25 protein-coding genes are annotated in these 25,651 nt (G+C 61.4%); 18 read left to right on the top strand and 7 right to left on the bottom strand.

From position 1 onward, the window contains the following. Positions 1-140 precede the first annotated feature (140 nt). From AC1Q5O_RS14930 to AC1Q5O_RS14900, 7 genes are all read left to right on the top strand, one after another. A complete protein-coding gene (locus AC1Q5O_RS14930; protein WP_464661522.1) occupies positions 141-890 on the top strand; it encodes an electron transfer flavoprotein subunit beta/FixA family protein in 750 nt (249 codons plus the stop codon). 21 nt (positions 891-911) lie between these two features. Further along, entirely contained in the window at positions 912-1,841 is a 930-nt protein-coding gene (locus tag AC1Q5O_RS14925; protein WP_463013763.1) for an electron transfer flavoprotein subunit alpha/FixB family protein, read from the top strand. Positions 1,842-1,941: 100 nt separating this feature from the next. Beyond that, positions 1,942-2,823: a 3-hydroxybutyryl-CoA dehydrogenase gene (locus AC1Q5O_RS14920; RefSeq protein WP_223613540.1), complete on the top strand. Its 882-nt coding sequence runs from the start codon at positions 1,942-1,944 to the stop codon at positions 2,821-2,823. 185 nt (positions 2,824-3,008) lie between these two features. Beyond that, entirely contained in the window at positions 3,009-4,049 is a 1,041-nt protein-coding gene (locus tag AC1Q5O_RS14915; RefSeq protein ID WP_464661523.1) for a TerC family protein, read from the top strand. Positions 4,050-4,070: 21 nt separating this feature from the next. Then, positions 4,071-4,709 carry an exopolysaccharide biosynthesis protein gene (locus AC1Q5O_RS14910; protein WP_492563880.1) on the top strand — a complete coding sequence of 213 codons (639 nt, stop codon included), beginning with the start codon at positions 4,071-4,073 and terminating at the stop codon, positions 4,707-4,709. A gap of 2 nt (positions 4,710-4,711) precedes the next feature. After that, positions 4,712-5,188 (top strand): YaiI/YqxD family protein, encoded by a 477-nt coding sequence (locus AC1Q5O_RS14905; RefSeq protein ID WP_492563879.1) that lies wholly within the window; start codon positions 4,712-4,714, stop codon positions 5,186-5,188. A gap of 311 nt (positions 5,189-5,499) precedes the next feature. Beyond that, the gene (locus AC1Q5O_RS14900) at positions 5,500-7,449 is read left to right on the top strand and encodes a DEAD/DEAH box helicase (RefSeq protein WP_492563878.1); all 1,950 of its coding nucleotides are present in this window, start codon (positions 5,500-5,502) and stop codon (positions 7,447-7,449) included. A gap of 239 nt (positions 7,450-7,688) precedes the next feature. Here the strand turns inward: AC1Q5O_RS14900 and tlpA are convergent, their stop codons facing one another. Then, positions 7,689-8,369, bottom strand: a complete 681-nt coding sequence (gene tlpA, locus AC1Q5O_RS14895) for a thiol:disulfide interchange protein TlpA (RefSeq protein WP_492563877.1) — start codon at positions 8,367-8,369, stop codon at positions 7,689-7,691. A gap of 46 nt (positions 8,370-8,415) precedes the next feature. Here tlpA and argH point away from each other — a divergent pair, with 46 nt between their 5' ends. The 4 genes from argH (at position 8,416) to AC1Q5O_RS14875 (ending at position 14,040) form a co-directional block, all read left to right on the top strand. Continuing rightward, entirely contained in the window at positions 8,416-9,816 is a 1,401-nt protein-coding gene (argH, locus tag AC1Q5O_RS14890; protein ID WP_492563875.1) for an argininosuccinate lyase, read from the top strand. Positions 9,817-9,895: 79 nt separating this feature from the next. Next, positions 9,896-10,084, top strand: coding sequence for an LPS translocon maturation chaperone LptM (lptM, locus tag AC1Q5O_RS14885; protein WP_223613547.1), 189 nt, complete (start codon positions 9,896-9,898; stop codon positions 10,082-10,084). A gap of 11 nt (positions 10,085-10,095) precedes the next feature. Then, positions 10,096-11,361: a diaminopimelate decarboxylase gene (gene lysA, locus AC1Q5O_RS14880; protein ID WP_492563874.1), complete on the top strand. Its 1,266-nt coding sequence runs from the start codon at positions 10,096-10,098 to the stop codon at positions 11,359-11,361. Between the two features lie 129 nt (positions 11,362-11,490). Next, complete coding sequence (locus AC1Q5O_RS14875) at positions 11,491-14,040, top strand: TIGR02302 family protein (protein ID WP_492563872.1); 2,550 nt, start codon at positions 11,491-11,493, stop codon at positions 14,038-14,040. A 64-nt stretch (positions 14,041-14,104) separates the two neighbouring features. Here AC1Q5O_RS14875 and hpt read toward each other — a convergent pair whose 3' ends face one another. Then, entirely contained in the window at positions 14,105-14,641 is a 537-nt protein-coding gene (gene hpt / locus AC1Q5O_RS14870) for a hypoxanthine phosphoribosyltransferase (protein ID WP_223613550.1), read from the bottom strand. A gap of 125 nt (positions 14,642-14,766) precedes the next feature. After that, positions 14,767-14,961 carry a hypothetical protein gene (locus tag AC1Q5O_RS14865; RefSeq protein WP_492563871.1) on the bottom strand — a complete coding sequence of 65 codons (195 nt, stop codon included), beginning with the start codon at positions 14,959-14,961 and terminating at the stop codon, positions 14,767-14,769. A gap of 362 nt (positions 14,962-15,323) precedes the next feature. Between AC1Q5O_RS14865 and ftsE the strand changes: the two genes are divergently transcribed. The 4 genes from ftsE (at position 15,324) to AC1Q5O_RS14845 (ending at position 18,613) form a co-directional block, all read left to right on the top strand. After that, the gene (gene ftsE, locus AC1Q5O_RS14860; protein WP_245421113.1) at positions 15,324-15,947 is read left to right on the top strand and encodes a cell division ATP-binding protein FtsE; all 624 of its coding nucleotides are present in this window, start codon (positions 15,324-15,326) and stop codon (positions 15,945-15,947) included. Further along, positions 15,940-16,938, top strand: coding sequence for a cell division protein FtsX (locus AC1Q5O_RS14855; RefSeq protein WP_464661530.1), 999 nt, complete (start codon positions 15,940-15,942; stop codon positions 16,936-16,938). The genes ftsE and AC1Q5O_RS14855 overlap by 8 nt, the downstream gene beginning before the upstream one ends. 107 nt (positions 16,939-17,045) lie before the next feature. After that, the gene (locus AC1Q5O_RS14850; RefSeq protein ID WP_426136453.1) at positions 17,046-17,759 is read left to right on the top strand and encodes a YdcF family protein; all 714 of its coding nucleotides are present in this window, start codon (positions 17,046-17,048) and stop codon (positions 17,757-17,759) included. 68 nt (positions 17,760-17,827) lie between these two features. Next, on the top strand, positions 17,828-18,613 hold the full coding sequence (locus tag AC1Q5O_RS14845) for a lysophospholipid acyltransferase family protein (RefSeq protein ID WP_346305833.1): 786 nt from the start codon (positions 17,828-17,830) through the stop codon (positions 18,611-18,613). Positions 18,614-18,801: 188 nt separating this feature from the next. On the opposite strand, the gene AC1Q5O_RS14840 is transcribed toward AC1Q5O_RS14845, so the two are convergent. Further along, positions 18,802-19,329 carry a gamma-glutamylcyclotransferase gene (locus AC1Q5O_RS14840; RefSeq protein ID WP_492563870.1) on the bottom strand — a complete coding sequence of 176 codons (528 nt, stop codon included), beginning with the start codon at positions 19,327-19,329 and terminating at the stop codon, positions 18,802-18,804. Between the two features lie 64 nt (positions 19,330-19,393). Here AC1Q5O_RS14840 and AC1Q5O_RS14835 point away from each other — a divergent pair, with 64 nt between their 5' ends. Next, positions 19,394-20,413 carry a DUF2125 domain-containing protein gene (locus AC1Q5O_RS14835; protein ID WP_492563869.1) on the top strand — a complete coding sequence of 340 codons (1,020 nt, stop codon included), beginning with the start codon at positions 19,394-19,396 and terminating at the stop codon, positions 20,411-20,413. A gap of 179 nt (positions 20,414-20,592) precedes the next feature. Here AC1Q5O_RS14835 and AC1Q5O_RS14830 read toward each other — a convergent pair whose 3' ends face one another. Both AC1Q5O_RS14830 and hisC read right to left on the bottom strand, forming a co-directional pair. Next, the gene (locus AC1Q5O_RS14830) at positions 20,593-21,525 is read right to left on the bottom strand and encodes a prephenate/arogenate dehydrogenase family protein (RefSeq protein ID WP_492563868.1); all 933 of its coding nucleotides are present in this window, start codon (positions 21,523-21,525) and stop codon (positions 20,593-20,595) included. Between the two features lie 3 nt (positions 21,526-21,528). Further along, entirely contained in the window at positions 21,529-22,635 is a 1,107-nt protein-coding gene (gene hisC / locus AC1Q5O_RS14825) for a histidinol-phosphate transaminase (protein WP_464661534.1), read from the bottom strand. 192 nt (positions 22,636-22,827) lie between these two features. Between hisC and metX the strand changes: the two genes are divergently transcribed. Further along, the gene (metX, locus tag AC1Q5O_RS14820; protein ID WP_464661535.1) at positions 22,828-24,015 is read left to right on the top strand and encodes a homoserine O-acetyltransferase MetX; all 1,188 of its coding nucleotides are present in this window, start codon (positions 22,828-22,830) and stop codon (positions 24,013-24,015) included. Further along, positions 24,012-24,626, top strand: coding sequence for a methionine biosynthesis protein MetW (gene metW, locus AC1Q5O_RS14815; protein ID WP_223613559.1), 615 nt, complete (start codon positions 24,012-24,014; stop codon positions 24,624-24,626). The genes metX and metW overlap by 4 nt, the downstream gene beginning before the upstream one ends. A 165-nt stretch (positions 24,627-24,791) precedes the next feature. Here metW and AC1Q5O_RS14810 read toward each other — a convergent pair whose 3' ends face one another. Beyond that, positions 24,792-25,544 carry a class I SAM-dependent methyltransferase gene (locus AC1Q5O_RS14810; protein WP_492563865.1) on the bottom strand — a complete coding sequence of 251 codons (753 nt, stop codon included), beginning with the start codon at positions 25,542-25,544 and terminating at the stop codon, positions 24,792-24,794. Positions 25,545-25,651 lie beyond the last annotated feature (107 nt).

Raw genomic sequence — 25,651 nt, 5'->3', positions numbered from 1 at the left:
TTGACCTTTACGTTAGTCATATTTACGGTCCCGCACGACGTCAGCATGTCGTTTTTTTCACCTCAATGTCGGCATCCGGCAAGCGGGTGCCATTGCCCGGCAGTTAAATCTGTCTGCAGTTCTTATGAGAGGGAGTCCCCATGAAAGTCCTCGTACCGGTAAAGCGGGTAGTCGATTACAATGTGAAGATCAGGGTTAAGGGCGACGGTTCGGGCGTTGAGCTTGCCAACGTGAAGATGTCGATGAACCCGTTCGACGAAATCGCGGTCGAGGAAGCGCTGCGCCTGAAAGAGGCCGGCAAGGTCGAGGAAGTGGTCGTTGTCTCCATCGGACCTGCACAGGCGCAGGAAACCATCCGCACCGCGCTTGCCATGGGTGCCGACCGCGGCATTCTGGTCAAGGTCGACGACATCGTCGAGCCGCTTGCCGTTGCCAAGATCCTCAAGGGCATTGTCGAAGCCGAACAGCCGCAGCTGGTCATTCTCGGCAAGCAGGCCATCGACGACGATGCCAACCAGACCGGCCAGATGCTGTCCGCTCTGCTTGGCTGGAGCCAGGGCACCTTTGCCTCCAAGGTCGAACTCGGCGGCGATACCGCCAAGGTTACCCGCGAAGTCGATGGCGGCCTGCAGACCATCGAGATCAAGCTGCCGGCCATCGTCACGACGGACCTGCGCCTCAACCAGCCGCGCTATGCTTCGCTGCCGAACATCATGAAGGCGAAGAAGAAGCCGCTGGATGAAAAGACCGCAGCCGATTACGGCGTCGACACCAAGCCGCGCCTCAAGGTGCTGAAGACCGAAGAACCGGGCGGCCGCAAGGCAGGCGTCAAGGTCAAGGACGTTGCAGAGCTCCTCAGCAAGCTGAAGAACGAAGCCGGCGTTCTCTAAGGATCAGGAAAGGAATTTACCATGGCTATTCTTCTTTTTGCCGAACACGACAACGAGACCCTTTCCGACCAGACCGCCAAGGCATTGACCGCAGCGCTCGCCATCGGTTCCGACGTGCATGTCCTGGTTGCCGGCAAGGGCGCCAAGGGCGTTGCCGATCAGGCCGCCAAGCTTGCCGGCGTCAAGAAGGTCCTGCTCGCCGACAGCGACGATCTGGCCAACCGCCTGGCGGAAGCCACCGCGGCGCTGATCGTTTCGATCGCCGGCAATTATGACACGATCATTGCCGCCGCAACCACCAACGGCAAGAACATCCTGCCGCGCGTTGCCGCCCTGCTCGACGTCATGCAGATCTCGGACATCATCGAGGTCATCGCGCCCGATACGTTCAAGCGCCCGATCTATGCGGGCAATGCCCTGCAAACCGTCCAGGCGACCGATGCCAAGCGCGTCATCACCGTGCGCACCGCCACCTTTGCGGCGGCCGGCGAAGGCGGTTCGGCTCCGGTCGAGACTGTCGCGGCCGCTGCCAATCCGGGCCTGTCCACCTTCATCGAAGCCAAGCTGTCCGGCGGCGACCGTCCGGAACTGACCTCGGCCAAGATCATCATCTCCGGCGGCCGCGCCCTCGGCTCCAACGAGAAGTTCAAGGAAGTCATCCTGCCCGTGGCCGACAAGCTCGGCGCGGCCGTCGGTGCCTCGCGCGCCGCCGTCGATGCCGGTTACGCCCCCAACGACTGGCAGGTCGGCCAGACGGGCAAGGTGGTTGCGCCTGATCTCTACATCGCCGTCGGCATTTCGGGCGCGATCCAGCATCTGGCCGGCATGAAGGATTCCAAGGTCATCGTTGCCATCAACAAGGACGAGGAAGCACCGATTTTCCAGGTCGCCGATTACGGCCTGGTCGGCGATCTTTTCGTCATTCTGCCGGAACTCGAAAAAGCGCTTTGAATTTCATCGCAAGATTGAAATGAATCTGCATGGCCGGGGTAGACGAACGCTACCCCGGCCATTTAGTTTGGTGCTACAAAGAAAAGAAACGGATGGAAACATGGCTGGCTCGATCAAAACTGTAGGCATTGTTGGCGCGGGACAAATGGGCGGAGGAATCGCTCATGTCTGTGCACTGGCCGGATATGATGTTTTGATCCATGACCAGTCCGCCGACCAGCTGGAAAAGGCCATCGCCACCGTCAACGGCAACATGGCCCGGCAGGTTTCCCACGGCAAGCTCGAGGAAGCCGAGCGCGTCAAGGGCATGTCGCGCATCCGCCCGGCCCTGCGCATTGAAGACCTCGCCGGTGTCGATCTGGCCATCGAGGCCGCGACGGAAGACGAGACGGTCAAGCGCAAGATTTTTGCCCAGCTCTGCCCCAACCTCAATCCGGAAGCGATCCTCGCAACCAACACCTCCTCCATTTCGATCACGCGGCTTGCCGCCACCACGGACCGTCCGGAGCGCTTCATCGGCATCCACTTCATGAATCCCGTTCCGGTGATGAAGCTGGTCGAGCTGATTCGCGGCATTGCCACGGAAAACGTCACGTTCGAGATCGCGCGCGAATTCGTTACCAGCCTCGACAAGACGTTGACGGTCTCCGAAGATTTCCCGGCCTTCATCGTCAACCGCATCCTGCTGCCGATGATCAACGAAGCCATCTACGTGCTCTACGAGGGCGTGGGCTCGGTCGAAGCCATCGATACGGCGATGAAACTGGGCGCCAATCACCCGATGGGCCCGCTGCAGCTTGCTGATTTTATCGGCCTCGACACCTGCTTGTCGATCATGCAGGTGCTGCATGACGGCCTCGCGGATTCGAAATACCGTCCTTGCCCGCTGCTGGTCAAATATGTCGAAGCCGGCTGGCTGGGACGCAAGGCCGGGCGCGGCTTCTACGACTATCGCGGCGAGAACCCCGTTCCCACCCGCTGAGGGCGCCAAGCGCCGTTCAATCCGGCGGCCGCGGATTATTTATTTCATTCAAACCCTTGCATTGACCCCTGCCGCTCCCCAATTCAGGCAGAATTGCAGCACCGGGCCCCTCTGGCGAGAGTTACCGGCTCTCTCGTGATGTCGGAGCTGTAATCTGGAACCGATGCCGGCGGATCATTTTTCACATGGAGCTTCTGTTTGTTGATGCCATGGGCAAGCCCCTATGGATGTGGCTTGGCTTTTTTGCCCTCGTTCTTGTTCTTCTCGTCCTCGATCTGGGCGTTCTCAACCGAAAAAATCACGATATAGGCATGCGCCAGAGCCTTTTGCTCTCGGCGTTCTACATCAGTCTCGGCGTCGCCTTCGGCGGCTTCATCTGGTGGGAGCTGGGCAGCGAGTCCGGCATGCAGTACCTCACCGGCTTCGTCGTCGAGAAAAGCCTGGCGATGGACAATATTTTCGTCATCGCCATGATTTTCGGCTATTTCGCCATTCCCAAGCAATATCAGCACCGGGTGCTCGTCTACGGCATTCTCGGTGTTGTCATCCTTCGCGGCATCATGATCGCGGCGGGTGCGGCCATTGTCGAACAATATGAGTGGGTCCTCTATCTCTTTGCCGCGTTCCTGATCATCACCGGCATCCGCATGCTCATGGCTGGCGACGACGAGTTCGACGTCTCGGCCAATCCGGTCTTCAAGTTCATGCGCAAGCGTTTCCGCGTCACCGACGAGCTGCACGGGCAGAAATTCATGATCCGGCGCACCGACCCGCATACGGGCAAGTCGAAGACATGGATTACCCCGCTGCTTCTGGCACTCGTCATGGTGGAACTGGCGGATGTGATCTTCGCGGTGGATTCCATCCCGGCCATTTTTGCCATCACCACCGATCCCTATATCGTCTTCACCTCGAACATCTTCGCGATCCTTGGCCTGCGTGCGCTGTATTTCGCCCTTGCAAGCCTTATCCATCGCTTCGTCTATCTGAAATACGCACTGTCTCTCGTGCTGGTGTTCATCGGCGGAAAGATTTTCGTGGCTGACGCTTTGGGGCTGGCAAAGATACCGCCGATGTGGTCACTCTCGATCACGCTCGGCATCCTTGCCGCCGGCATTTTCAGTTCGCTCTGGAAGACACGCAACGACGCGCCGGAACCCGAATTAACGATAGATGCAAAACCTGCCTCGACACCCTCTATCGCCGAGACAACGACGAAAGCATAATTGCATCGATGGAGAAGACGAATGAACGCTGACGGAAAACCGTATCATTGGGACCTCTTGGGTGACCCTGCGGAACGGCGTCTGTCCAGCATTCTGGTCAAGATCGGTGAAACAGACGCGGACAGGGTTTCGTTTGACGATATCCTGTCCGCGCTTTCCGAACGCAGCTTCGGCGCGCTGCTGATCCTCTTTGCCGCACTCAATCTGGTGCCGCTGCCGCCGGGGTCGTCGACGATCTTCGGCATTCCCCTGATCCTTCTTTCGCTGCAGATGCTGATCGGCCTGGAAAATCCGTGGTTCCCGGCCTTCCTGCGGAAGAAATCCCTGCGCACGGAGACCTATCGCCGTTTTGTCGGCAAGCTTGAACCGCTGCTCATCCGTTTCGAACGGCTGGCCCGCCCGCGCTACTGGCTGCTGCCGCAGGTCATCATGGAGCGGATCGTCAGCCTTGCAGCGCTGGTCATGGCGCTCATCGTTGTGCTGCCTGTTCCGCTCATCAATCAGCTGCCGGCGCTCAGCATCATCCTGCTCAGCATTGGCCTTGGTGAACAGGATGGCGCATGGCTCGGCACCGGCTTTCTGGTGGCGGCGCTCGCCATCGGCTTCGCCATCGGGCTGGCCGCCTCCGTCGGCCTGGCCGCCCTCCACATCTTCGGTTGAGCATGAACGAGCAGAAAACCATCGCCATCTATGTCGACGCCGATGCCTGTCCGGTGAAAGCCGAGATTTACCGCGTTGCCGAGCGCTACGGCGTCAAGGTCTATGTTGTTTCCAATTCCTTCATGAGCATTCCGCGCGATCCGATGATCGAACGCGTCATCGTCAGCGACGGTTTCGATGCGGCCGATGACTGGATCGCCGAACGGGTATCGCGCGGCGATGTGGTGGTGACCGCCGACATTCCGCTGGCCAGCCGCTGCGTGAAGGCCGGGGCCGATGCCATCTCGCCGACCGGCCGCGCTTTCACCGAGGCCTCCATCGGCAACACGCTGGCCACGCGCAACCTGATGGACGAACTGCGCTCGGCCGGCCAGATCACCGGCGGTCCGCGCCCGTTTTCGCCCAAGGACCGCTCCAGCTTTCTCTCCGCTCTGGATCTGGCCATTGTCCGCCTGAAACGGGCCGGATTTGCTGTCTGAGGTTTCTGGCATCAGTAATATGCGTGGTTCGACAGGCTCACCATGAGGGATGTGGTCTGACTGCAAGGCCAATTGCAAATGTTGCAGAATATGGCTCCCTGCAATCCTCACCCTCCCTCATGGTGAGCCTGTCGAACCACCACCCACAACGAATTTGCACGGCTCCCCTGCATCGGCTCACCATGCCCTGCCATTGACGAAATGAGCGATAACCTCTACGAGAGCGCAACAAAGCTATATGCGTGCCGCTCGTGCCCCAACATATGCCGAGCCGAAAACACCAGCCCAAACACGTACTTGAAAGTTCATTAATGACTATTTTCGATTCTATCGCCCCGGCGCTGTCCGGTGCATTGGCAGCCCGTGGTTACGAGACCCTGACGCCGGTGCAGACAGCTGTGCTTGCTCCGGAAGCGGACGGTGCGGACCTTCTCGTCTCCGCCCAGACCGGTTCCGGCAAGACCGTCGCGTTCGGCATTGCCATCGCACCGACACTGCTCGAAGGCGAAGACCGCTTCACCTCCATCGGCGCACCCTATGCGCTGGTGATTGCCCCGACCCGCGAGCTTGCCCTGCAGGTTCGCCGCGAGCTGGAATGGCTCTACGAGAAGACCGGTGCCCGCATCGCTTCCTGCGTCGGCGGCATGGACATGACCAAGGAACGCCGCGCATTGCAGGGCGGTGCCCATATCGTTGTCGGCACGCCCGGCCGTCTGCGCGACCACATCACCCGCGGCTCGCTCGACATGACCGAACTGCGCGCCGTGGTGCTCGACGAAGCCGATGAAATGCTCGACCTCGGTTTCCGCGAAGACCTCGAATTCATCCTCGGCGAAGCGCCGAAGGACCGCCGCACGCTGATGTTCTCAGCCACGGTGCCGAAACCGATTGCCCAGCTGGCAAAACAGTTCCAGAACGATGCGGTGCGCATCACCGCGACCAGCGAAAAGTCACAGCACAGCGACATCGAATACCACATCATGCCGGTGGCGCCGCGTGAGCGCGAAAATGCGATCATCAATGCGCTGCTGTTTTACGATGCCCAGAACACCATCGTGTTCGGTGCGACCCGCGAAGCGGTCAAGCATCTGACCAGCCGCCTGTCCAATCGCGGCTTTTCCGTTGTTTCGCTCTCCGGCGAACTCAGCCAGGCCGAGCGCACCAATGCGCTGCAGGCCATGCGCGACGGCCGTGCCCGCGTTTGCGTGGCCACCGACGTGGCCGCACGCGGCATCGACCTGCCCAATCTGGATCTCGTGATCCATGCCGACCTGCCGACCAACCCGGACACGCTGCTGCACCGCAGTGGCCGTACCGGCCGCGCAGGCCGCAAGGGCATCTGCGTGCTGATCGTGCCGGCCTCGCGCCGCCGTTCGGCCGAGCGGCTGCTGCAGATGGCAAAGCTCAGCACCACGATGGTGCCGCCGCCGGATGCCGCTGCCATCAACAAGCGCAATCATGACCGCATCCTCAACGATCCGTCACTGACCGAAGTCATGACCGACGAGGAAGGCGAATATGTCCGCGAGCTTCTCGGCCTGCATTCCGCCGAGCAGATTGCCGCCGCCTATCTGCGCCAGCAGATGGCCGCGCGTCCTGCACCCGAAGAACTGTCGAACACGCCAGCCCACGTTCTCGAGCCGATCCGCAAGGGCAGCTATGATGACCGGCCCGGCCGTGGCGACCGGGGTGACCGCGCCGAGCGCGCGCCGCGTTCGGACCGTTTCGAACAGTTCGAGAGCGGTGCCTGGTTCTCGCTCAGCGTCGGCCGCAAGCAGCGCGCCGAGCCGCGCTGGCTGCTGCCGCTGATCTGCAAGGCCGGCGACATCACCAAGACCGACGTCGGTTCGATCAAGATTCTCGAGACCGAAACCCGCTTCGAAATCACCGCAAGCAAGGCCGACGCGTTTCTTGCCCGCATCAAGCAGTACGGCACCGGCGAAAAAGGCGTGAACATCACCCGCAGCGAGGCCGCAGGCTTCTCCTCCCCGCGCAGCGATTTCAAGCCGAAGAAGAGCTTTGGCGAAAAGCGCGAGTGGGATGACCGCAAGCCGCCCCGCGCCCGCGATGACCGCCCGCGTGACGACAAGCCGAAAGCCGACTGGGCAGCCAAGCCCGCCAAGGCCAAGCCGGAAGGCTGGACCGCGGAAAAACCCGAAAAGGTGAAGAAGCCCAAGGAGCGCAAGCCCGGCGATCCCTCCGGCTTCGACAAGTACAAGGCCAAGAAGGCCCGCAAGGCAGCTGCCGGTCAGCCGGAATAATCAGATCTTCGGATTGAATGAACAATGAACCCGCCGCGGATGAAAATCCCGGCGGGTTTTGTTTTTTGGCAAGAATATTGTGCGTGGTTCGACAAGCTCACCATGAGGGAGGCCGGGGATTGCAGCCCACCCAGTCCCCTCATGGTGAGCTTGTCGAACCACGCACCGCAGCTCTGCCCCACCTTTCAACAGCCAGACGCGACAGCGGGCGTGGCAACGGCCCGCTCTATCCGGAACAATTACTGCGCGGCCATGGCCGCATCGATCAGACGCACGGCGTCATCGCTTTCCCACGGCGCCGGACCATTCATGGCGGCAATCTGGCAGCCCTCCTTGTCGACGATCATCGTCACCGGCAGGCCAAATGCCAGGTTCTTGCGCTTGAGCTCATTGAACACGCCCATGGTCGGATCGCGGTAGAGCGCCAGTGATTTCACGCCGATATCAGCCAGGAAACCTTTCGGCTTCTGGTCGTCGCCCGTATCGATATTGATGGTCACGACCTGAAAATTGTCGCCGCCCTTCTTGGTCTGCAGCGCATCGAGCGCCGGCATCTCTTCGCGGCAGGGCGCGCACCAGGTGGCCCAGAGATTGACAAGGACGGTCTTGCCCTTGAAGTCCGCCAGCCGCATCGGCTTGCCGTCGGGTCCGGTGAAGGACAGTGCGGACATGGATTGCGGCTTCTCGGCCCCGCGCATGGCCGCGACGGCACCCGTTGCTGCCGCGTCGATCTTCCTCGCCGTATCGGTCTTGGCGGTGCATTGATCGGTCGTGTTTGTTCCGGCAACAATATTGCCAGAAGGCCGCTCCATCACGTATACCCCAACCGCACCGGCGACTATGCCTGCGAGCGCGGCAAGAACAATAATTTTCCTGCTGCCGCCTGAAGTGGTTTTCTGTGTTTCGTTGCCGTTGTCCATATCTTACACTTTCCGTCTATCCACCCCGGTTTACCCAAGGCTTACAATGTCCGACAAGAAAAACAGCAACGAAATGTGGGGAGGCCGTTTCGCCTCAGGTCCGGCCGCCATCATGGAAGAAATCAACGCTTCCATCGGGTTTGACCAGAAACTCTATGCCCAGGACATTCGCGGTTCACTTGCCCATGCAGCCATGCTTGCGAAAACCGGCATAATCGCGGCGGACGACCACGACAAGATCGCAAAGGGCCTGAACACGATATTGTCAGAGATCGAAAGCGGAAAGTTCGTTTTCTCACGCAAACTTGAAGACATTCACATGAATGTCGAGTCGCGGCTTGCCGAACTGATCGGCGCGCCGGCCGGCCGACTGCACACGGCGCGGTCGCGCAATGATCAGGTTGCCGTCGATTTCCGCCTGTGGGTCAAGGAAGAATTCCAGCGCACGGCAACCGCGCTGAAAAAGCTGATCGAGGCTTTCCTGAAGCGCGCCGAGGAACATGCGGCAACCCTCATGCCCGGCTTTACCCATCTGCAGACCGCGCAGCCCGTCACCTTCGGCCATCACTGCATGGCCTATGTGGAAATGTTCGGCCGCGATCTCAGCCGGGTGACGGACGCCATCGAGCGCATGGATGAATCGCCGCTCGGCGCCGCCGCGCTGGCGGGAACCGGCTTTCCCATCGACCGGCACATGACGGCGAAGGAACTCGGCTTCCGCGAACCCACCCGCAACTCGCTCGACAGTGTTTCCGACCGCGACTACGCCCTGGAATTTCTGTCGATGGCCGCCATTGCCGCCACGCATCTCTCCCGGCTGGCCGAGGAAATCGTCATCTGGTCGACGCCGCAGTTCGGTTTTGTGCGCCTGTCCGATTCCTTCTCCACCGGTTCTTCGATCATGCCGCAGAAGAAGAACCCCGATGCCGCCGAGCTGGTGCGCGCCAAGACCGGCCGCATCACCGGCTCGCTCGTCGGCCTGCTGACCGTCATGAAGGGCCTGCCGCTGACCTATTCGAAGGACATGCAGGAAGACAAGGAAGCCGTGTTTGACGCGGCCGAAACCCTTGAGCTCGCCCTGGCCGCCATGACCGGCATGGTCGGCGACATGACGATCAACACCGCGGCCATGAAGAAGGCCGCCGGTTCCGGCTATTCCACTGCCACCGACCTGGCGGACTGGCTGGTGCGCGAGCTTGGCCTACCCTTCCGCGAGGCCCACCATGTCACCGGCCGCGCCGTCGCGCTGGCGGAAGAGAAGAAGAGCGAACTCGGCAAGCTGACGCTGGATGACCTCAAGGGCATTCACCCCGGCATCACCGAGGCCGTGTTCGGCTACCTCACCGTGGACAAATCCGTGCGCAGCCGCAAATCCTATGGCGGCACGGCGCCGGAGCAGGTGCGCAAGCAGATCAGGTTCTGGCAAAAACGCATCACGAAATCGTAAGTCCGACGATGGGGGATGCAAAGCGTTCCTCCATGCGTTAGACAGGACAACATACTTTCGGACGACAGGATCTAAATCGATGACAAGCCGTTCTTACCTCACGACAATTCTGATGGCGGTTGCAATCGTCAGCGCGGTGTCGGCCTGCGGCCGCAAGGGCCCGCTCGAATTGCCGCCCGCATCGGTGACCGCACCGGCACCGGGCGAGCCGAAGCCGGCCAGGCCACCCGTTCAAGACAAGCGCTTTTTCCTCGACTCCATCATCTAGGCAGATTTTTCGTGAATCATTTCGATTACAAGGACGGCGTTCTCCATGCCGAGGACGTCAGCATTCCCGATATCGCCAGCGCGGTCGGCACCCCCTTCTACTGCTATTCGACGGCCACCATCGAACGGCACTACAAGGTCTTTGCCGCGGCCTTTGCCGAAATGGATGCGCTGGTCTGCTACGCCTTGAAAGCCAATTCCAATCAGGCCGTCCTGAAGACCCTGGCGCGCCTCGGCTCCGGTGCCGACGTGGTATCGGAAGGTGAGATGCGCCGTGCCCTGGCCGCGGGAATTCCCGCAAGCAGGATCGTCTTTTCCGGCGTGGGCAAGAAGCCGGGCGAAATGGACTTTGCCCTGGCAGCGGGCATTCATTGCTTCAATGTTGAATCCGAGCCGGAGCTGGAACTCCTGTCCAGCCGCGCCGTGGCGGCGGGCAAGATTGCGCCGGTGTCCCTGCGCATCAATCCCGATGTCGATGCCAAGACCCACAAGAAGATTTCCACGGGCAAGTCCGAAAACAAGTTCGGCATTCCGCTGGCCAAGGCACGGTCCGTCTACGCCAATGCGGCGCGGCTGCCCGGCCTGAAGGTATCCGGCATCGACATGCATATCGGCAGCCAGATCACCGATCTGGAGCCGTTTGACGATGCCTTTGCCCTGCTTGCCCAGCTCGTCGGCGACCTCAAGGCCGACGGCCACGATATCAAGCATGTCGATCTCGGCGGCGGTCTCGGCATTCCCTATCACTTCGACAACAATCCGCCGCCCCTGCCCGACGCCTATGCGGCCATCGTCGCCCGGCATATCAAGCCGCTCGGGCTCAAGACCATTTTCGAGCCGGGCCGCCTGATCGTCGGCAATGCCGGCATCCTGGTCAGCGAAGTCATCTTCGTCAAGGAAGGCGACGCGCGCAATTTCATCATCGTCGACGCGGCGATGAATGACCTCATCCGCCCGACGCTCTATGACGCGTTCCACACGATCCGTCCGGTCAAGGAGCCAACCGCCTCGCATCCGCGCATTCGCGGCGACGTCGTCGGCCCGGTCTGCGAAACCGGCGACTATCTCGGTCTTGACCGCGACCTGCCGCGTCCTGCCCCCGGCGACCTGATCGCCATCGGCACGGCCGGTGCCTATGGCGCGGTTCAGTCGGGGACCTACAACACCCGCCTGCTCGTGCCGGAAGTGCTTGTCAGCGGCGACCGCTTCCACGTGGTGCGCCCGCGGACGACCTATGAGGAACTCATCGGTCTCGATTCCATACCGGACTGGCTCTGAAACCAGCCGGCACACAGAACGGTGAACGGCTTTTTGCGCCAAGGCCTCGCCTTTGCCACGATGAGTGGTATTCTTGACCAGCGTCAATGCGGTCATGATGGAATCGCAGGGTGACGAGATGGAGCAGGGATGACCGGTCAACACCCCGATGGGCGGGACGCTGAAAGGGTCAGGTTCGATATTTTCAAGAGTATCGATCGGCTCCGCTTGTCCGCGTGGCTGACCCTGGCCTTCGAGCGGTTATGGCCGCGGGTCCTGCCGCTGCTGCTTGTCGCTGCACTGTTCGTGATCGTCGCCTGGTTCGGCCTGTTCCGCATGATGCCGGATCTGGTCCGTCTCGGCCTCCTGACGCTGTTTGTTCTGTCGCTTCCGGTGTGCCTCTACACCCTGCTGAGATTCCGCCTGCCGGACCATGCCGATGTCAGCCGCCGCATCGAAGACGTCAATACGCTCGATCACCAGCCGATTGCCGTCCAGTCGGAAATCTTGGCGACCAGCACGGACGATCCTTTTGCCCAGGCCCTGTGGGACGAGCACCGCAAGCGCATGGCCGAACGCATCAGAGGCCTGAAAACCGGCCTGCCCCGGACAAACATCCCGGAAATCGACCCCTGGGGCCTGCGGGCCGTGATCGGGCTGCTTCTTGTCATCGCCTTCGCCTTTTCCGGCAGTCCGCTCGGCGGACGTCTCGGCGATGCATTCCAGAGTCACAGCAGCAGCAATGCGCTGCCGCCCCGCATCGACGCCTGGGTCACCCCGCCGCGCTATACGGGCCGCCCGCCGGTCTTCCTCACCTCGGCGGCCAATGACCAGGAAAAGCAGTTTACCGTCCCGCAGAACAGTACGTTGACCATCCGCATCATCGGCGGCAACGGAACCGAACGGGTGACGCAGACCCTGCCGGACGGCAAGCCCGCCGACATTCCGGTCAAGCAGGACGCGAAGACGGCCGACGCTGCCTCCGCGAAAGACCAGCCGCGCAATTTCGAGCTGACCCTTGATACCAATGCCACTGTCGGACTGATCAACAACGGCACCGTGCATTCCGAGTGGGCGTTCGCCGTGTTGCCGGACCAGCCGCCCACCATCCGCTTCACCAGGGAACCATCGAGCGCCGTCAATGGCACGATGGAACTGACCTATGAAATCAGGGACGATTACGGTGCGGCCAGCGCGCAGGCGAAGGTCGAGCAGGTCCAGCCGCCGGCAAAGGATGCAAGGCCGCTGTTCGAGGCCCCGGAAATCCCCCTCAGCCTGCCGAAGCGCGGCGCGGACGGCGGCGAGACCAAAACGACGCGGGACCTGACCGAACATGTCTGGGCCGGGTCGGAAATCCGCATGACGCTTGTCGCGGTTGACGATGCCGGGCAGGAAGGCAGGAGCGAGACCAAGACCCTTGTCATGCCGGAACGCCCCTTTGCCAATCCGCTGGCGCGCGCGGTGGTGGAACAGCGGCGCATGCTGGCGCTGAACGCCAATGCCAAGCCGGATGTGCTGAACATGCTGGATGCCATTACCCTGTGGCCGGAGGAGACCATCCGGAATCCCGCCCGTTATCTGGGTCTGCGCAGCATCCGTTCCCGGCTCAACCTTGCCAGGAGCGATGACCAGCTGCGCGATGTCGTCGCCTATATGTGGCAGGTGGCGCGCGGCATCGAAGACGGCGCCCTGTCCGACGCCGAGCGCAGCCTGCGCGAAGCCCAGGAGGCGCTGCGGCAGGCGATCGAGCAGAATGCCAGCCCCGAAGAAATCGACAAGCGCATGGCCGACCTGCGCAAGGCCATGAACAAATATATGCGTGAGCTTGCCCAGCAGGCCCAGCGCAATCCCAACATGGCGCAGGCGCCCGATCCCAATGCCCGCGAATTGCGGCAGGAGGATATCGACCGCATCCTCAAGCAGATCGAGGAACTGGCCAAGCAGGGCTCGAAGGAGCAGGCCCAGCAGTTGCTCTCGCAACTCAACGACATGCTGAACAATCTGCAGATGCGCCAGGCCCAGGGCAAGAACGGCCAGGGCGACCAGATGAAACAGCAGATGGACAAGCTCGGCGACCTGATGCGGCGCCAGCAGAAAATGATGAACGAGACCCACAGGCTGGAACAGCAGCGCCAGAATGGCATGATGCAGGACAATGGCCAGTTCGGCGGCCAGATGGGACAGGACGGCCAGCAGGGCCAGATGTCAGAGGAAGATATCGCCAAGGCGCTGAAGGGCCTGCAGGACGGCCAGGGCAAGCTGCAATCCGACCTGCAGCAGCTGATGGACGATCTGAACGGCCAGGGCGTCACGCCCAACAAGGATTTCGGCGACGCCGGAAAATCCATGGGAGATGCCCAGAAATCCCTCGGGGAGGCTGATGGCGGACAGGCGCTCGACCAGCAGAGCAATGCGCTGGATTCCCTGCGCAAGGGCGGACAGGACATGATGAAGCAGATGCAGGCCATGGGCCGGGCGGGCAAGCCGGGCGGTCCGCAGCAGAGTGACCGCGACCCCTTGGGACGGCCGTCCAAATCCGACAGCGGCACCGATTTCGGGCTGGACCGGAACATGCTGCCCGGACAGGCCGATATCCAGCGCGCCCGGCAAATCCTCGATGCCATCCGCGAACGGCTCGGCAATGCGCTGAGCCCGCAGATGGAAAAGGATTATCTGGAACGCCTGCTGAAATTCAACTGAGGCTAGTGGCCCGATTCTGACATTCGCATGCTGCGCGTGATGTGAAATTCGTTCCACTAGAGCCTCAGTCCCGGACGACACCGACATAGGGCAGCTGCCGGAAGGAATGCCCGACATCCATGCCATAGCCGACGACGAAATAGTCGGGACATTCGAAGCCCTTGAAATCCGCTTCGATATCGGTTTTCCGCTTCACGCTCTTGTCCAGCAATACGGCGATGGAGACGCTGCGCGCACCGCGCTCCAGCATCAGTTCGCGGGTGAATTTCAGCGTCCTGCCCGATTCCAGGATATCGTCGATCAACAGCACGTCGCGGCCGTGCACATCGCTGTCGATATCGCGCAGCAGCCGCACTTCCTTGCTCTCGGTGCCCTTGCCATAGCTGGACACGGTGATGAACTCGACATCCGGCTCGGCGCCCGCATCGTGCATGGCGCGGATCAGGTCCGCCGCGAAGATGAACGATCCCTTGAGGATCGAGATCACCAGCAGGTTGTCGAACCGTTTTGCCACAATGTCTTGCGCCAGTTCCAGATTGCGCGTGGCGATCTCCTGCGCACTGAACAGAACATCGATATTCTTCTCGCCAACTTTCGGCATGCAACTCTTCCTGATTTTCCGATAAGCAAGGCTCCTTGAGCCTTTCCTGTTTGAAAGGCTCTATAGCCCGATATCGGCCGGAAAAGCAAAACCTCAGCGTTTTCCCGGCTGGTCAATCGGCGCGGTCAACGGATCGTGTTGCCTGCAGGCGCGGACACGCTCGTGCCCGGCATGTGGGGACCGGCGGCATGCCGCTGGCTGAAAAGCACATGCCCGCCGCAGATCCAGAACGTCGACGCCGCAACCAGAAGCACCAGCAGCCAATAGGCGAAGCCGGGCATGCGCGCCTGTGCCTCCTGCGACTTTTGGAGAATTGTCATGCGCGCGTTTACGGGGAAGTGTGCGTCCAGGCTTTGCCGGGAGGAAGGAGGTGACATGGATTCATAGATTGCGTCTTCCGCCCCGCCCTTGTCGAAGTGGAGCGCGGGGACAATATGCGAAACAGTTTCGCCGCTCATCGTTTTAAACCGTGCAATCACGTGTTTTCCGGTCGTTCTGCCATGTTGCAGTCATGATCCTCCGAATCATTGTGGCAGCCTATCGCCCAATAATTAATGTTTCGCCGAACGGATGCAGCGATTGATGGGTGGTCAAATCCGTCCGCGCTGAATAAAACACGCGTGGACAAGAAACTTGGAAAGTCAGCTTGATTCGTTTTGAGAATGTCGGTTTGCGATACGGGATGGGCCCGGAGGTTCTGCGTGACGTCAGCCTCCATATTTCACCCCGCTCGTTTCAGTTTTTGACCGGCCCGTCGGGCGCGGGCAAGACATCGCTGCTGCGCCTGCTGTTCATGACGCTGAAGCCGACGCGCGGTCTCATCACCGTCTTTGGCAAGGACATCGCGACCATCTCCTCCAAGGAAATGCCTTTGTTGCGCCGTCGTATCGGCGTGGTGTTCCAGGATTTCCGCCTGCTTGATCACATGACGACCTACCAGAATGTCGCCCTGCCGCTGCGGGTGCGCGGCAAGGAGGAAGCCACCTATCGCGCGGAAGTTGAGGAATTGCTGCACTGGGTTGGCCTGGGCGAACGCATGCACGTGCTGCCGCCGGTGCTGTCAGGCGGCGAGAAGCAGCGTGCAGCGATTGCCCGCGCCCTGATTGACCAGCCGGAGATCCTGCTGGCCGACGAGCCGACCGGCAATGTCGATCCGCCCCTTGCCCGGCGCTTGCTGCGCCTGTTCGGCGAGCTGAACCGTTCCGGTACCGCCGTGGTCATCGCCACCCACGATCTTACCCTGATGGATCAGGTCAATGCGCGCCGCATGATTCTCGATCAGGGGAGGCTCGATATCTATGATTGACGCCGCCCGCCTCAGGGAGCTGGCCGCAGATCTGACTAGTCGCGCCATCCAGCTTGTGCGCGGCAAGAACGGCCAGGCGCCCATCGTGCCCGCCGGCAATGTCGTCGGCCATGCCCTGATGATCGTGATCGCCATCATGACGTTCCTCGCCTGCCTGACCATCGGGGCGGTCAGTCTCGTCCAGTCGACCGCGGCGACATGGCAGAGCCAGATTTCGACCGAAGCCACCATCCAGATCCGTCCGGTCGAGGGCCAGGACATGGAAGCCCTGCTCGTTCAGGCCGGCAAGCTTGCACAGGGCTTTTCCGGGGTCAAATCCACCCGCGTCATCGACCGGGCGGCCACGGCCCGTCTGCTGGAGCCATGGCTCGGCACCGGGCTCAACATCGATGATTTGCCCGTTCCGCGGCTGGTCGTGGTTACGCTCGACGAGGCCTCCCCGCCGGATTTCGCCTTGCTGCGCAGCGAACTCGTAAAGAACATCCCGGGTGCCAGTTTCGACGATCACCGCACCTGGGTCGACCGGCTCGTGTCCATGGCCCGGTCCACCGTGCTGATCGGCATGACGGTGCTCGGGCTGGTCATCGCCGCGACGGTTCTCACGGTGATTTTTGCCACGCGCGGCGCCATGGCCGGTAATGGTCACATCATCGAAGTGCTGCATTTTATCGGCGCGGAACAGAAATTTGTCGCCCGGCAGTTCGAGCGGCACTTTTTCTGGACCGCCCTGAAAGGCGCATTATGCGGCGGCGCGCTGGCCATCCTGATCTTTCTGCTCATCGGCTGGTGGTCGTCCCGCAATCTGGCAACGCCGGAAGCCGATCAGGCCACAGCCCTGTTCGGCAATTTTTCCATAGGGTCAGGCGGCTATACCGGCGTCGTGCTGATCATTCTCGCAGTCAGTGTTTTGACCATGATTACAACACGAATGACAGTCATAGCGCATTTACGCCAGGTCGACGGGCGCGCAGGCGACAGTCACGATACCTGAGCAATTTCGATTCAATTCGACGACATAAAATTCATGGGAGGTTTGCCGGCAAGGCTTATACACTCCCGGCGGCACGACTCTCGAACAAGGCAACGCGTGATCAGAAAATGGACGGCACGGACGACAGCAGCAACCAACCGCCGGCAGGCGCCGAAGCCCGCCCGCGCGGACTTGCGTCTGCATTGCGCAAGCGTGTTGCCCGCCCGTTCTTCCTGCTCGGCGTTCTGGCGCTCGGCCTGTTCCTCGGCGGGTTCATTGTCTTCAGCGATCATGTCAGCACCATGCAGACGCCTGAGCTGGTTGAACCGGCTGATGGCATCGTCGTCCTGACGGGCGGCTATTCGCGCATTGAAGGCGCTCTCGACCTGCTCAAGAACAAGCGTGGCAAGCGGCTTTTCATCAGCGGGGTCCATCCCTCGACCAAGCGCGGCGAGCTGCAGCGGGTAACACGCGGCGATGCCACGCTGTTTGAATGCTGTGTCGACATCGACCGCTCAGCGCTCGACACCATCGGCAATGCATCCGAGAGCATCAAGTGGGCCAAGGCCAACCATTACACGCGCATCATTGTCGTCACCAACAACTACCACATGCCCCGGACACTGGTGGAGCTGCGGCGCGCCTCGCAGGAGATCGAGTTCATCCCCTACCCTATCGTCAACAGCGATCTGCGCAACGGCGACTGGCTGGCCCGCGGTCAGGTGGTGCGCGTGCTTGTCGTCGAATATGTGAAATATCTCGGCGCTGTCATACGCTCGGCGCTGCCCGACAGCCTGTCGGCGGGGACACAAACCTTTGTTCGATGGATCAGGGGCGGCTGATTGGGAGTTCACGGCGCGGGCAAGTTGGTATAACGAAGGCCTGACCAACCGCCATGACCGGGACCCCGATGACGATCATCCGATCAATTGTCTTCAATATCGCCTTCTATCTCAACCTGATCATCCAGATGATCATCTTCACGCCCTATTACTTCCTCAGCTCCCGCAGGAATGCCTGGAGCGTGCCGAAGAACTGGGCAAGGTCCAACCATTGGTTGCAGAAGGTTCTGGCCGGCACGGATCACGTGATCGAGGGTATCGAGAACATACCCGATGGCCCCTACATCTGCGCGCCCAAACATCAATCGTTCTGGGATGCCTATGCCTTCCTGCCGCAGATCGCCGATCCCGTCTATATTCTCAAACGCGAGCTGATGTGGATTCCCCTGTTCGGCTGGTACATCCTCAAGATGAAGATGGTGCCGATCGACCGGGGCAAACGCTCGGTCGCCATGAAGACGGCGATTCGGGGGGCGCGGGATGCCGTTTCCCAGGGCCGCCAGCTGATGATCTATCCGGAAGGCACCCGCACCGCACCGGGTGCACCGCCCGCCTACAAATACGGCGTGGCGCATATCTATACCGAGCTTGGCGTGCCGGTCCTGCCGATCGCCCATGTCGCCGGTCTGTACTGGCCGCGCCGCAAGTTCCGCCGCTTTCCCGGCACGATCCGCTGCCGCATCCTGCCGCCGATCCAGCCGGGCCTCGACGCCGAGAGCTTCCTGAAAAAATTGCAGGAAGTGACGGAAGCCGCATGCGATGAGCTGCTGATCGAGGCGGCCCGCTCCGAAAACCCGCCGCCCCTGCCGCCGACGGCAGTGCAGCGGCTGAAGGAGCTCGGGGTAACGGTCTGAGATTTCCGGGGTCCGCAACACCCATGGTGCGTGGTTCGACAAGCTCACCATGAGGGAGGGTGGGGGTTGCAGAGAGCTGCATTCTGCAACGTTTGTGATTAGCAATGCAGCTAAACCACCTCCCTCATGGTGAGCTTGTCGAACCACGCACGGCAGCTGCTGCAACTGGTAAAATTACAACCTGATCCCTAGCCGGGGTTGCGGTCGATGGCGGCGACCAGGGTTTCAAACCAATGGTCGCGGATATTCATCTTGCGCATGTGCTCCAGCGTATTGTGCACGTAATCCTCATTGCGGCCAGACTGGCCGACCGAGCCGCGCACGGTGGCGGCAGCCTGTTCAACCGTCAGCGCCCCCGCATACTGCACATGCCTGCGGTCGACTACATAGGTCAGCGCCTCGACCCTGCGGCCATCCCTCAGACGGACGGCCAGCCGCTTTTCCAGATAGACATTGGTGACCAGTTCCCGCTCGCGCAGATAGGCGACGACCTCGTCTTCAAGCTCGCCGGGAACCCGGAAGGCCAGGCCGAGGCAGGAACCGCCATGATCGAGACCGAGCACAAGCCCCGGCCGTTCCGGCGTGCCGCGGTGCACGTAGGAATGCACGCACAGCGCCCGCCGGTAGCCGTGCAGGCGCGCATGCATGGTTTCAACATGTGCAAAGCCTGGCTTCCACATCAGAGAACCGTAGCCAAAGACCCAAAAATCGCCCATATCCGTCCTGATAGCTGTACTTCATTGCGAAGCTTCTTCCCTGACCGATAGCGAGACCCGGACCATGACGTCAAGCACTGCCGACAAACCCTACAATGCCGGACGGCGTATCCGCTTCCTGGCCGCCGGTATCGTCCTCGTCGGCCTGCTCTATACGGGCGGGTGGTACTACGTGGCCAACATGCTGGAAACGCGGGTTGCCGCCAATATCGCCGGCCTGCAGGCCAAGGGCATCAACGCCGCCTGCGACAATGCGGCGGCCAGCGGCTATCCGTTCCGCCTCGGCCTCAACTGCTCCAAGGTGTCATGGGTCGACCAGGCGAAAAATGTTTCCGTCAGTGCCGGTGCCTTCCGCTCCGCCGCGCAGGTCTATGCACCCTTCCACATCGTCAGCGAGATCGACGGCCCGGCTGCCGTCAGCGCTCCCGGCATGCCACCGCTGGATCTGAACTGGGACAATTTGAAATCCAGCGTGCGGCTGGACAAGCCCATTCCGCAACGCCTGTCAGTGCAGGGCCGCAATATCGTCGTCACCCAGCACAACCCGTCCGGTACCGGCACGCCGTTTGCCACCCTGAAGGACGGCCAGCTGCATTTCCGCGCCATGGAGCCGGTCATGGATATTGCCCTGTCGTTCAGCAGCCTGAAGGTTGCCGACAACACAGTCTACGACAAGCCGCTGCCCGAACTGACCGGCGCCGCCGATATCCAGATGGCAAACGGCTTTGCCCTGATCGGCAAGACGGAACGTGATCTGAGCATCCTGCGCGGGCAGTCCGGCCTGCTGCGCAATGTGGATCTCGCCCTGCCCGACGGCAGCGGCATCGCCATATCCGGGCCCTTCTCCGTGGCGGACGATGGACGTATCAGCGGCGATTTCAAGATCACCCTGCGCAACCCGGAAAGCGTTGCCAATACGGCAAAGAGCATCTTCCCCGGTCAAGACAAGATCATTTCATCCGTGCTGCAGGCCATGGCCTTCGTGCCGAAGGATGCAAGCGGCGCGCCGACACTTCCCGTCTCGGTCAAGAACGGCAAGATGTCGGTCGGCTTCATCAGCATCGGCCGCCTGCCCTCGCTGTGAGGGCAGATCGGATTGCAAACGATATGGTGCGTGGTTCGACAAGCTCACCAAGAGGGAGTTGGTTTGGCCGCAATGCTACGAGGAAACGCTGCAGAATATAGCTCCCTGCAATCGACAATCCCCCTCATGGTGAGCTTGTCGAACCACGCACCCCGGCGGCGCCGCGGTTTAGGCTCTCATCAGGAACTCTTGGCACCCGCCTTCTGGCGTCCGAAATCGGGGGCGTCCACTTCCTGACCCGCATCGATGATCCCGCGCCGGACGGCACGGGTGCGGGTAAAGAGATCGAACAGTGCATCACCATCGCCCCAACGGATTGACCGCTGCAGCGAGGCGAGATCCTCGGAAAACCGCGCCAGCATTTCAAGGATCGCATCCTTGTTGTGCAGGCAGACGTCACGCCACATGGTCGGATCAGACGCTGCAAGGCGGGTGAAATCGCGAAAACCGGAGGCGGAGTATTTGATCACTTCCGAATTGGTCACTTCTTCCAGGTCGCTCGCCGTGCCGACGATGTTGTAGGCGATGATGTGCGGCAGGTGCGAGACGATGGCCAGCACCCGGTCATGATGCACCGGGTCCATCGTATCGAGCCGCGAGCCGCAGGCTTCCCAGAATTTCGTCAGCCGGTCGAGGGCAACCGGATCGGTGCCTTCCAGCGGCGTCAGGATGCACCAGCGGTTGGCAAAGAGCTCGGCGAACCCCGCATCGGGCCCGGAATATTCCGTACCGGCGAGCGGATGGCCGGGGATGAAATGCACATGGGCCGGCAGTTCCGGCTGCATCTGCGCGATGACCGATCCCTTGGTCGAACCGACATCGGTGACGATGGCGCCGGTTTTCAGCGATCCGGCAATGTGCCTGGCAACGTCACCGGACGAGCCGACGGGCACGGAGATGATGACCAGATCGGCGTTTTTGACCGCTTCCGCACTGTCGAGGACATAGCTGTCGCCCAGCCCCAGCGCTTCGGCGCGCTGCAGCGTGCTTTCGCTGCGGGTCGAGATGACGATGTGATCTGCCAGGCCCTCGCGTTTGATGACGCGCGCCAGCGACGAACCGATCAGGCCAATGCCGATCAGCGCAATGGTATCGAAATGGATTTTGGACATTGTTTACTTCAAGAATTCGGAGAGTGCAGCGACTACGCCGCGATTGGCTTCCTCGGATCCAATGGTAAGGCGCAACGCGTTGGGGAATCCGTAGCCCGCAACACGGCGCAAAATATAGCCCCTGCTGGTCAGATAGGCGTCTGCCTTGTCGGCCGATTTCGCCGCATCGTCCGGGAAATGCACGAGCAGGAAATTGCCGACCGACGGCGTGACGCGCAGGCCCAGCCCCGACAGCTGTTCGGTCAGCCATGGCAGCCATGTATCGTTGAAAGCAACAGCCTTGTCGACATGCGCACGGTCGCGGACAGCGGCAGCACCGGCCGCAATGGCCGCGGAATTCAGGTTGAACGGCCCGCGGATGCGGTTGACCGCGTCAATGACATGCGCCGGCGCGAACATCCAGCCGATCCGCAGGGCGGCAAGGCCGTGGATTTTCGAGAAGGTGCGGGTCATCACGACGTTCTCGAACGACGAGACGAGCTCGATACCCGCTTCGTAATCGTTGCGGCGCACATATTCCGCATAGGCCGCATCGAGAACAAGCAGGACGTTCTTCGGCAGGCCCGCATGCAGTCGGCGTACTTCCTCGAAGGGAATGTAGGTGCCGGTCGGATTGTTCGGGTTAGCCAGAAACACGATCTTGGTCTGCGGCGTGACAGCGGCGAGAATGGCATCGACGTCCGCCTGCTCATTCTTTTCCCTGGCCACGACGGGCGTCGCACCGGCCGCCATGATGTAGATCTTGTACACCATGAAACCGTGCTCGGTGTAAACAGCCTCGTCACCGGGCGAGAGGTAAGTCTGGCACAACAGGCCGAGCAGTTCGTCCGAGCCGTTGCCGCACAGCAGGTTGTCGGCATTCAGTCCATGCACGTCGGCAATCGCCTGCTTGAGCTGGGTGGCCTGGCCGTCGGGATAGATTTCAAGGCGCGCAGAAGCAGCGTGATAGGCCTCGGTCGCGTGCTTGCTCGCGCCCAGAGGGGTTTCATTCGAAGAGAGCTTGTAGACCTTGGCAACGCCGGGGGCCGATTCCTTGCCGGGGACGTAGGCGGCAATGTCGAGAACACCGGGTTTTGGTGTGGGGCGCGTGTCTTTCAATGTCGTTGTCATGATTCACAAGATCCGTAACATCGTTGAAATCGATGGTCATCGCAGGCAATGGCTCAAGCCACGGGGCATAGCCGCCAACAGGCGCGATGTCGAGCCAAACTTGCGGCGCCAAGTCCGGAAAATCAAAGAAACCATTGACTTTGCCGGTTGCGCGACCATAGCTACCGCCCACAAAGCTAAAATCGCGCGAAAATGACGAAATTCAGCAGCCCGTCCGCCAGTCCCGATCAGAGAAGCCAGGAAGCGACAAATCCCCACAGCCCCGTGGTGGAGTTTGGCGCCGACAAGCCGTTGCATCTCGACAGCGGCGTCGTGCTTTCCCCGTTCCGCATCGCCTATCAGAGCTACGGCACGCTCAATGCCGACAAGTCCAACGCCATCCTGATCTGCCATGCGCTGACCGGCGACCAGCACGTTGCCAACGTGCATCCCGTGACCGGCAAGAACGGCTGGTGGGAAACCCTCGTTGGCCCGGGCAAGCCCATCGATACGGACCGCTTCTTCGTTCTGTGCTCCAATGTGCTCGGCGGCTGCCTCGGTTCGACCGGCCCGGCATCGATCAATCCCGAAACCGGCAAACCCTACGCGCTCGACCTGTCGATCATCACCATCGCCGACATGGTGCGGGCGCAGGCCATGCTGGTCGATCATTTCGGCATCAAACAGCTTTTTGCCGTGGTCGGCGGCTCCATGGGTGGCATGCAGGTTCTGGAATGGGCATCGAGCCATTCCGACCGGGTTTTTGCCGCCGTCGCCATTGCCACGGGCGCGCGCCACTCCTCGCAGAACATCGCCTTCCATGAAGTGGGCCGCCAGGCCGTCATGGCGGACCCGGAGTGGCGGGAAGGCCGTTATCTGGAAGAAGGTACCATTCCGCGCAAAGGCCTGTCGGTGGCCCGCATGGCGGCGCATATCACCTATCTCTCGGAAACCGCCCTGCACCGCAAATTCGGACGCAACCTGCAGGACCGGCAGAACGTGACCTTCGGCTTCGACGCGGATTTCCAGATCGAAAGCTACCTGCGCCATCAGGGCATGTCGTTCGTCGAGCGCTTCGACCCAAACTCCTACCTCTACATGACCCGCGCCATGGATTATTTCGACCTGGCGGCGGAGCATGAGGGACGGCTGGCCGACGCCTTCGCCGGATCGAAGACACGGTTCTGCATTGTCTCCTTCACCAGCGACTGGCTGTTCCCGACCAGCGAAAGCCGCACCGTTGCCCATGCGCTGAATGCCGCCGGCGCCTCCGTCTCCTTCGTCGAGATCGAAACGGACCGCGGCCATGACGCCTTCCTGCTCGACGAGCCGGAAATGTTCTCGGCCATCAACGGTTTCATCCGCTCCGCCGCGCGTGCCAGGGGGCTCCTGCAGCCATGAGCGTGAACACCACTTCGCGCGTCGACTTCGACGTCATCGCCTCGCTGGTCAACCCCGGCGCGCGGGTGCTCGACGTCGGCTGCGGCGACGGCGAACTGCTGGAACTCCTGCAGAACACCAAGAATGTCGACGGACGCGGCGTCGAGCTGTCGCAGAAGGGCGTCAACGAATCCGTGGCGCGCGGTCTCTCGGTCATCCAGGGTGATGCGGACAGCGACCTGAAATATTATCCCGATGCGGGCTTCGATTACGTGATCCTGTCGCAGACGCTGCAGGCGACGCGCAACCCGAAGAATGTCCTGACCGAACTGCTGCGCATCGGCGAGAAGGCCATCGTCTCCTTCCCGAATTTCGGCCATTGGCGCATGCGCGCTTCGCTGCTCGTCAACGGCCGCATGCCGGTGACGGAAGAGCTGCCCTACAGCTGGTACGACACGCCCAACATCCATTTCTGCACCATCAACGACTTTGTCGACATGACGAGGGAGATCGGAGCGCAGGTGGAAACGGCAGTCGCGCTCAATGCCTTCGGCCAGAGAATCGGCTTCAACATGCCCTGGGGTTTCTGGAATCTCTTCGGCCAGCAGGCGGTGTTCCTGCTGCGGCGCTGAACCCTCTCATTGCAGATGGTTAGACAGTGCGTGGTTCGACAAGCTCACCATGAGGGAGGGGTTGGATTGCAGGGAGTCATATTCTGCGACATATCCGATTGGCTTCGTCATCAACAACGTCCCTCATGGTGAGCTTGTCGAACCACGCACCAATCCGCCGGCGGCTCAATTCCCGTCCGGGCCATCCCGCCGCATGGCCGTGCCCTGCGGCGAGAGCACCGGCACGAAGACACGCCGCGATGATCGCTGGGCAACCGGCAATCCCTGATAGATGCGCTTTTGCGCCTCCACGATGAGAACGCCGGAGAACACCGGCCAGAATCGCCGTCCCACGCGCTCGAACAGGCTGGATGGGCGCATGATCCAGCGCCGCGACGATGGCGGGAAGAACAGTGCCTCGGCCCACGGACCCGGCGTGAAATTGGTTTCCCGCAGAAGGCGGATCAACTGCCCCCGGCTGTAGGGCCGGCCGCTGCCGAAGGGTGTGTGCTCGAAGCGGGCCCACAGGCCGCGCCGGTTGGGAACGACGATGACGAGCCGCCCGTTCGGGGCCAGCGCCCGCCACATTTCCTTGAGTGTCTCGCGCGGGTCTTCCGCATGTTCCAGCGCATGCACCATCAAAATACGGTCGACGGCAGAGTCGGGCAGCGGCAGGTCTTCCTCGAACACCAGCGCCGTCGACGACGCTTCCGCCGGCGGCCAGCTCGCCGCGCCCTGCCCGGCAGGCATGAAGGCGAATGTCCGCTCCGTATCGCCGCGAAACCGGTCGAGGTAGGGCACGACATAGCCAAGACCGACAAGCCGTTCGCCCGGCAGTTTCGGCCAGATCGGCGCAAGGGCCATGGTAATCGCCCGCTCGGTCAGGTGGCCGAGGGTGGAAGCATAGAAGGCGCGGAGGTCGATGATATCGAGATGCATGCATTCAACCTAACACGGCAAATCATAACATCAAGAAAATGGCTTGGAGACGGGTTGCGCCTGCCGGACAGCTGGCTATCCTGATCGCAACGCACAAACCGGACAGG

The organism is Phyllobacterium sp. MT110 (genome assembly GCF_058792715.1).
Note: the sequence above shows the minus strand (reverse complement) of the source record. Positions and strands in the feature narration are given on the sequence as shown.

What these genes read in the sequence shown, in the direction of transcription:
- AC1Q5O_RS14835 (WP_492563869.1), top strand. Translation starts at nt 19,394, where the DNA reads ATGACGTCAAGCACTGCCGACAAACCCTACAATGCCGGACGGCGTATC.
- AC1Q5O_RS14905 (WP_492563879.1), top strand. Translation starts at nt 4,712, where the DNA reads ATGAACGAGCAGAAAACCATCGCCATCTATGTCGACGCCGATGCCTGT.
- hisC (WP_464661534.1), bottom strand. Translation starts at nt 22,635, where the DNA reads ATGACAACGACATTGAAAGACACGCGCCCCACACCAAAACCCGGTGTT.
- AC1Q5O_RS14900 (WP_492563878.1), top strand. Translation starts at nt 5,500, where the DNA reads ATGACTATTTTCGATTCTATCGCCCCGGCGCTGTCCGGTGCATTGGCA.
- ftsE (WP_245421113.1), top strand. Translation starts at nt 15,324, where the DNA reads ATGGGCCCGGAGGTTCTGCGTGACGTCAGCCTCCATATTTCACCCCGC.
- AC1Q5O_RS14845 (WP_346305833.1), top strand. Translation starts at nt 17,828, where the DNA reads ATGACGATCATCCGATCAATTGTCTTCAATATCGCCTTCTATCTCAAC.
- hpt (WP_223613550.1), bottom strand. Translation starts at nt 14,641, where the DNA reads ATGCCGAAAGTTGGCGAGAAGAATATCGATGTTCTGTTCAGTGCGCAG.
- AC1Q5O_RS14850 (WP_426136453.1), top strand. Translation starts at nt 17,046, where the DNA reads ATGGACGGCACGGACGACAGCAGCAACCAACCGCCGGCAGGCGCCGAA.
- AC1Q5O_RS14865 (WP_492563871.1), bottom strand. Translation starts at nt 14,961, where the DNA reads ATGACAATTCTCCAAAAGTCGCAGGAGGCACAGGCGCGCATGCCCGGC.
- AC1Q5O_RS14810 (WP_492563865.1), bottom strand. Translation starts at nt 25,544, where the DNA reads ATGCATCTCGATATCATCGACCTCCGCGCCTTCTATGCTTCCACCCTC.
- AC1Q5O_RS14840 (WP_492563870.1), bottom strand. Translation starts at nt 19,329, where the DNA reads ATGGGCGATTTTTGGGTCTTTGGCTACGGTTCTCTGATGTGGAAGCCA.
- AC1Q5O_RS14855 (WP_464661530.1), top strand. Translation starts at nt 15,940, where the DNA reads ATGATTGACGCCGCCCGCCTCAGGGAGCTGGCCGCAGATCTGACTAGT.
- tlpA (WP_492563877.1), bottom strand. Translation starts at nt 8,369, where the DNA reads ATGGACAACGGCAACGAAACACAGAAAACCACTTCAGGCGGCAGCAGG.
- AC1Q5O_RS14910 (WP_492563880.1), top strand. Translation starts at nt 4,071, where the DNA reads ATGAACGCTGACGGAAAACCGTATCATTGGGACCTCTTGGGTGACCCT.
- argH (WP_492563875.1), top strand. Translation starts at nt 8,416, where the DNA reads ATGTCCGACAAGAAAAACAGCAACGAAATGTGGGGAGGCCGTTTCGCC.
- AC1Q5O_RS14930 (WP_464661522.1), top strand. Translation starts at nt 141, where the DNA reads ATGAAAGTCCTCGTACCGGTAAAGCGGGTAGTCGATTACAATGTGAAG.
- AC1Q5O_RS14920 (WP_223613540.1), top strand. Translation starts at nt 1,942, where the DNA reads ATGGCTGGCTCGATCAAAACTGTAGGCATTGTTGGCGCGGGACAAATG.
- metX (WP_464661535.1), top strand. Translation starts at nt 22,828, where the DNA reads ATGACGAAATTCAGCAGCCCGTCCGCCAGTCCCGATCAGAGAAGCCAG.
- AC1Q5O_RS14830 (WP_492563868.1), bottom strand. Translation starts at nt 21,525, where the DNA reads ATGTCCAAAATCCATTTCGATACCATTGCGCTGATCGGCATTGGCCTG.
- metW (WP_223613559.1), top strand. Translation starts at nt 24,012, where the DNA reads ATGAGCGTGAACACCACTTCGCGCGTCGACTTCGACGTCATCGCCTCG.
- AC1Q5O_RS14925 (WP_463013763.1), top strand. Translation starts at nt 912, where the DNA reads ATGGCTATTCTTCTTTTTGCCGAACACGACAACGAGACCCTTTCCGAC.
- lptM (WP_223613547.1), top strand. Translation starts at nt 9,896, where the DNA reads ATGACAAGCCGTTCTTACCTCACGACAATTCTGATGGCGGTTGCAATC.
- AC1Q5O_RS14915 (WP_464661523.1), top strand. Translation starts at nt 3,009, where the DNA reads ATGGAGCTTCTGTTTGTTGATGCCATGGGCAAGCCCCTATGGATGTGG.
- AC1Q5O_RS14875 (WP_492563872.1), top strand. Translation starts at nt 11,491, where the DNA reads ATGACCGGTCAACACCCCGATGGGCGGGACGCTGAAAGGGTCAGGTTC.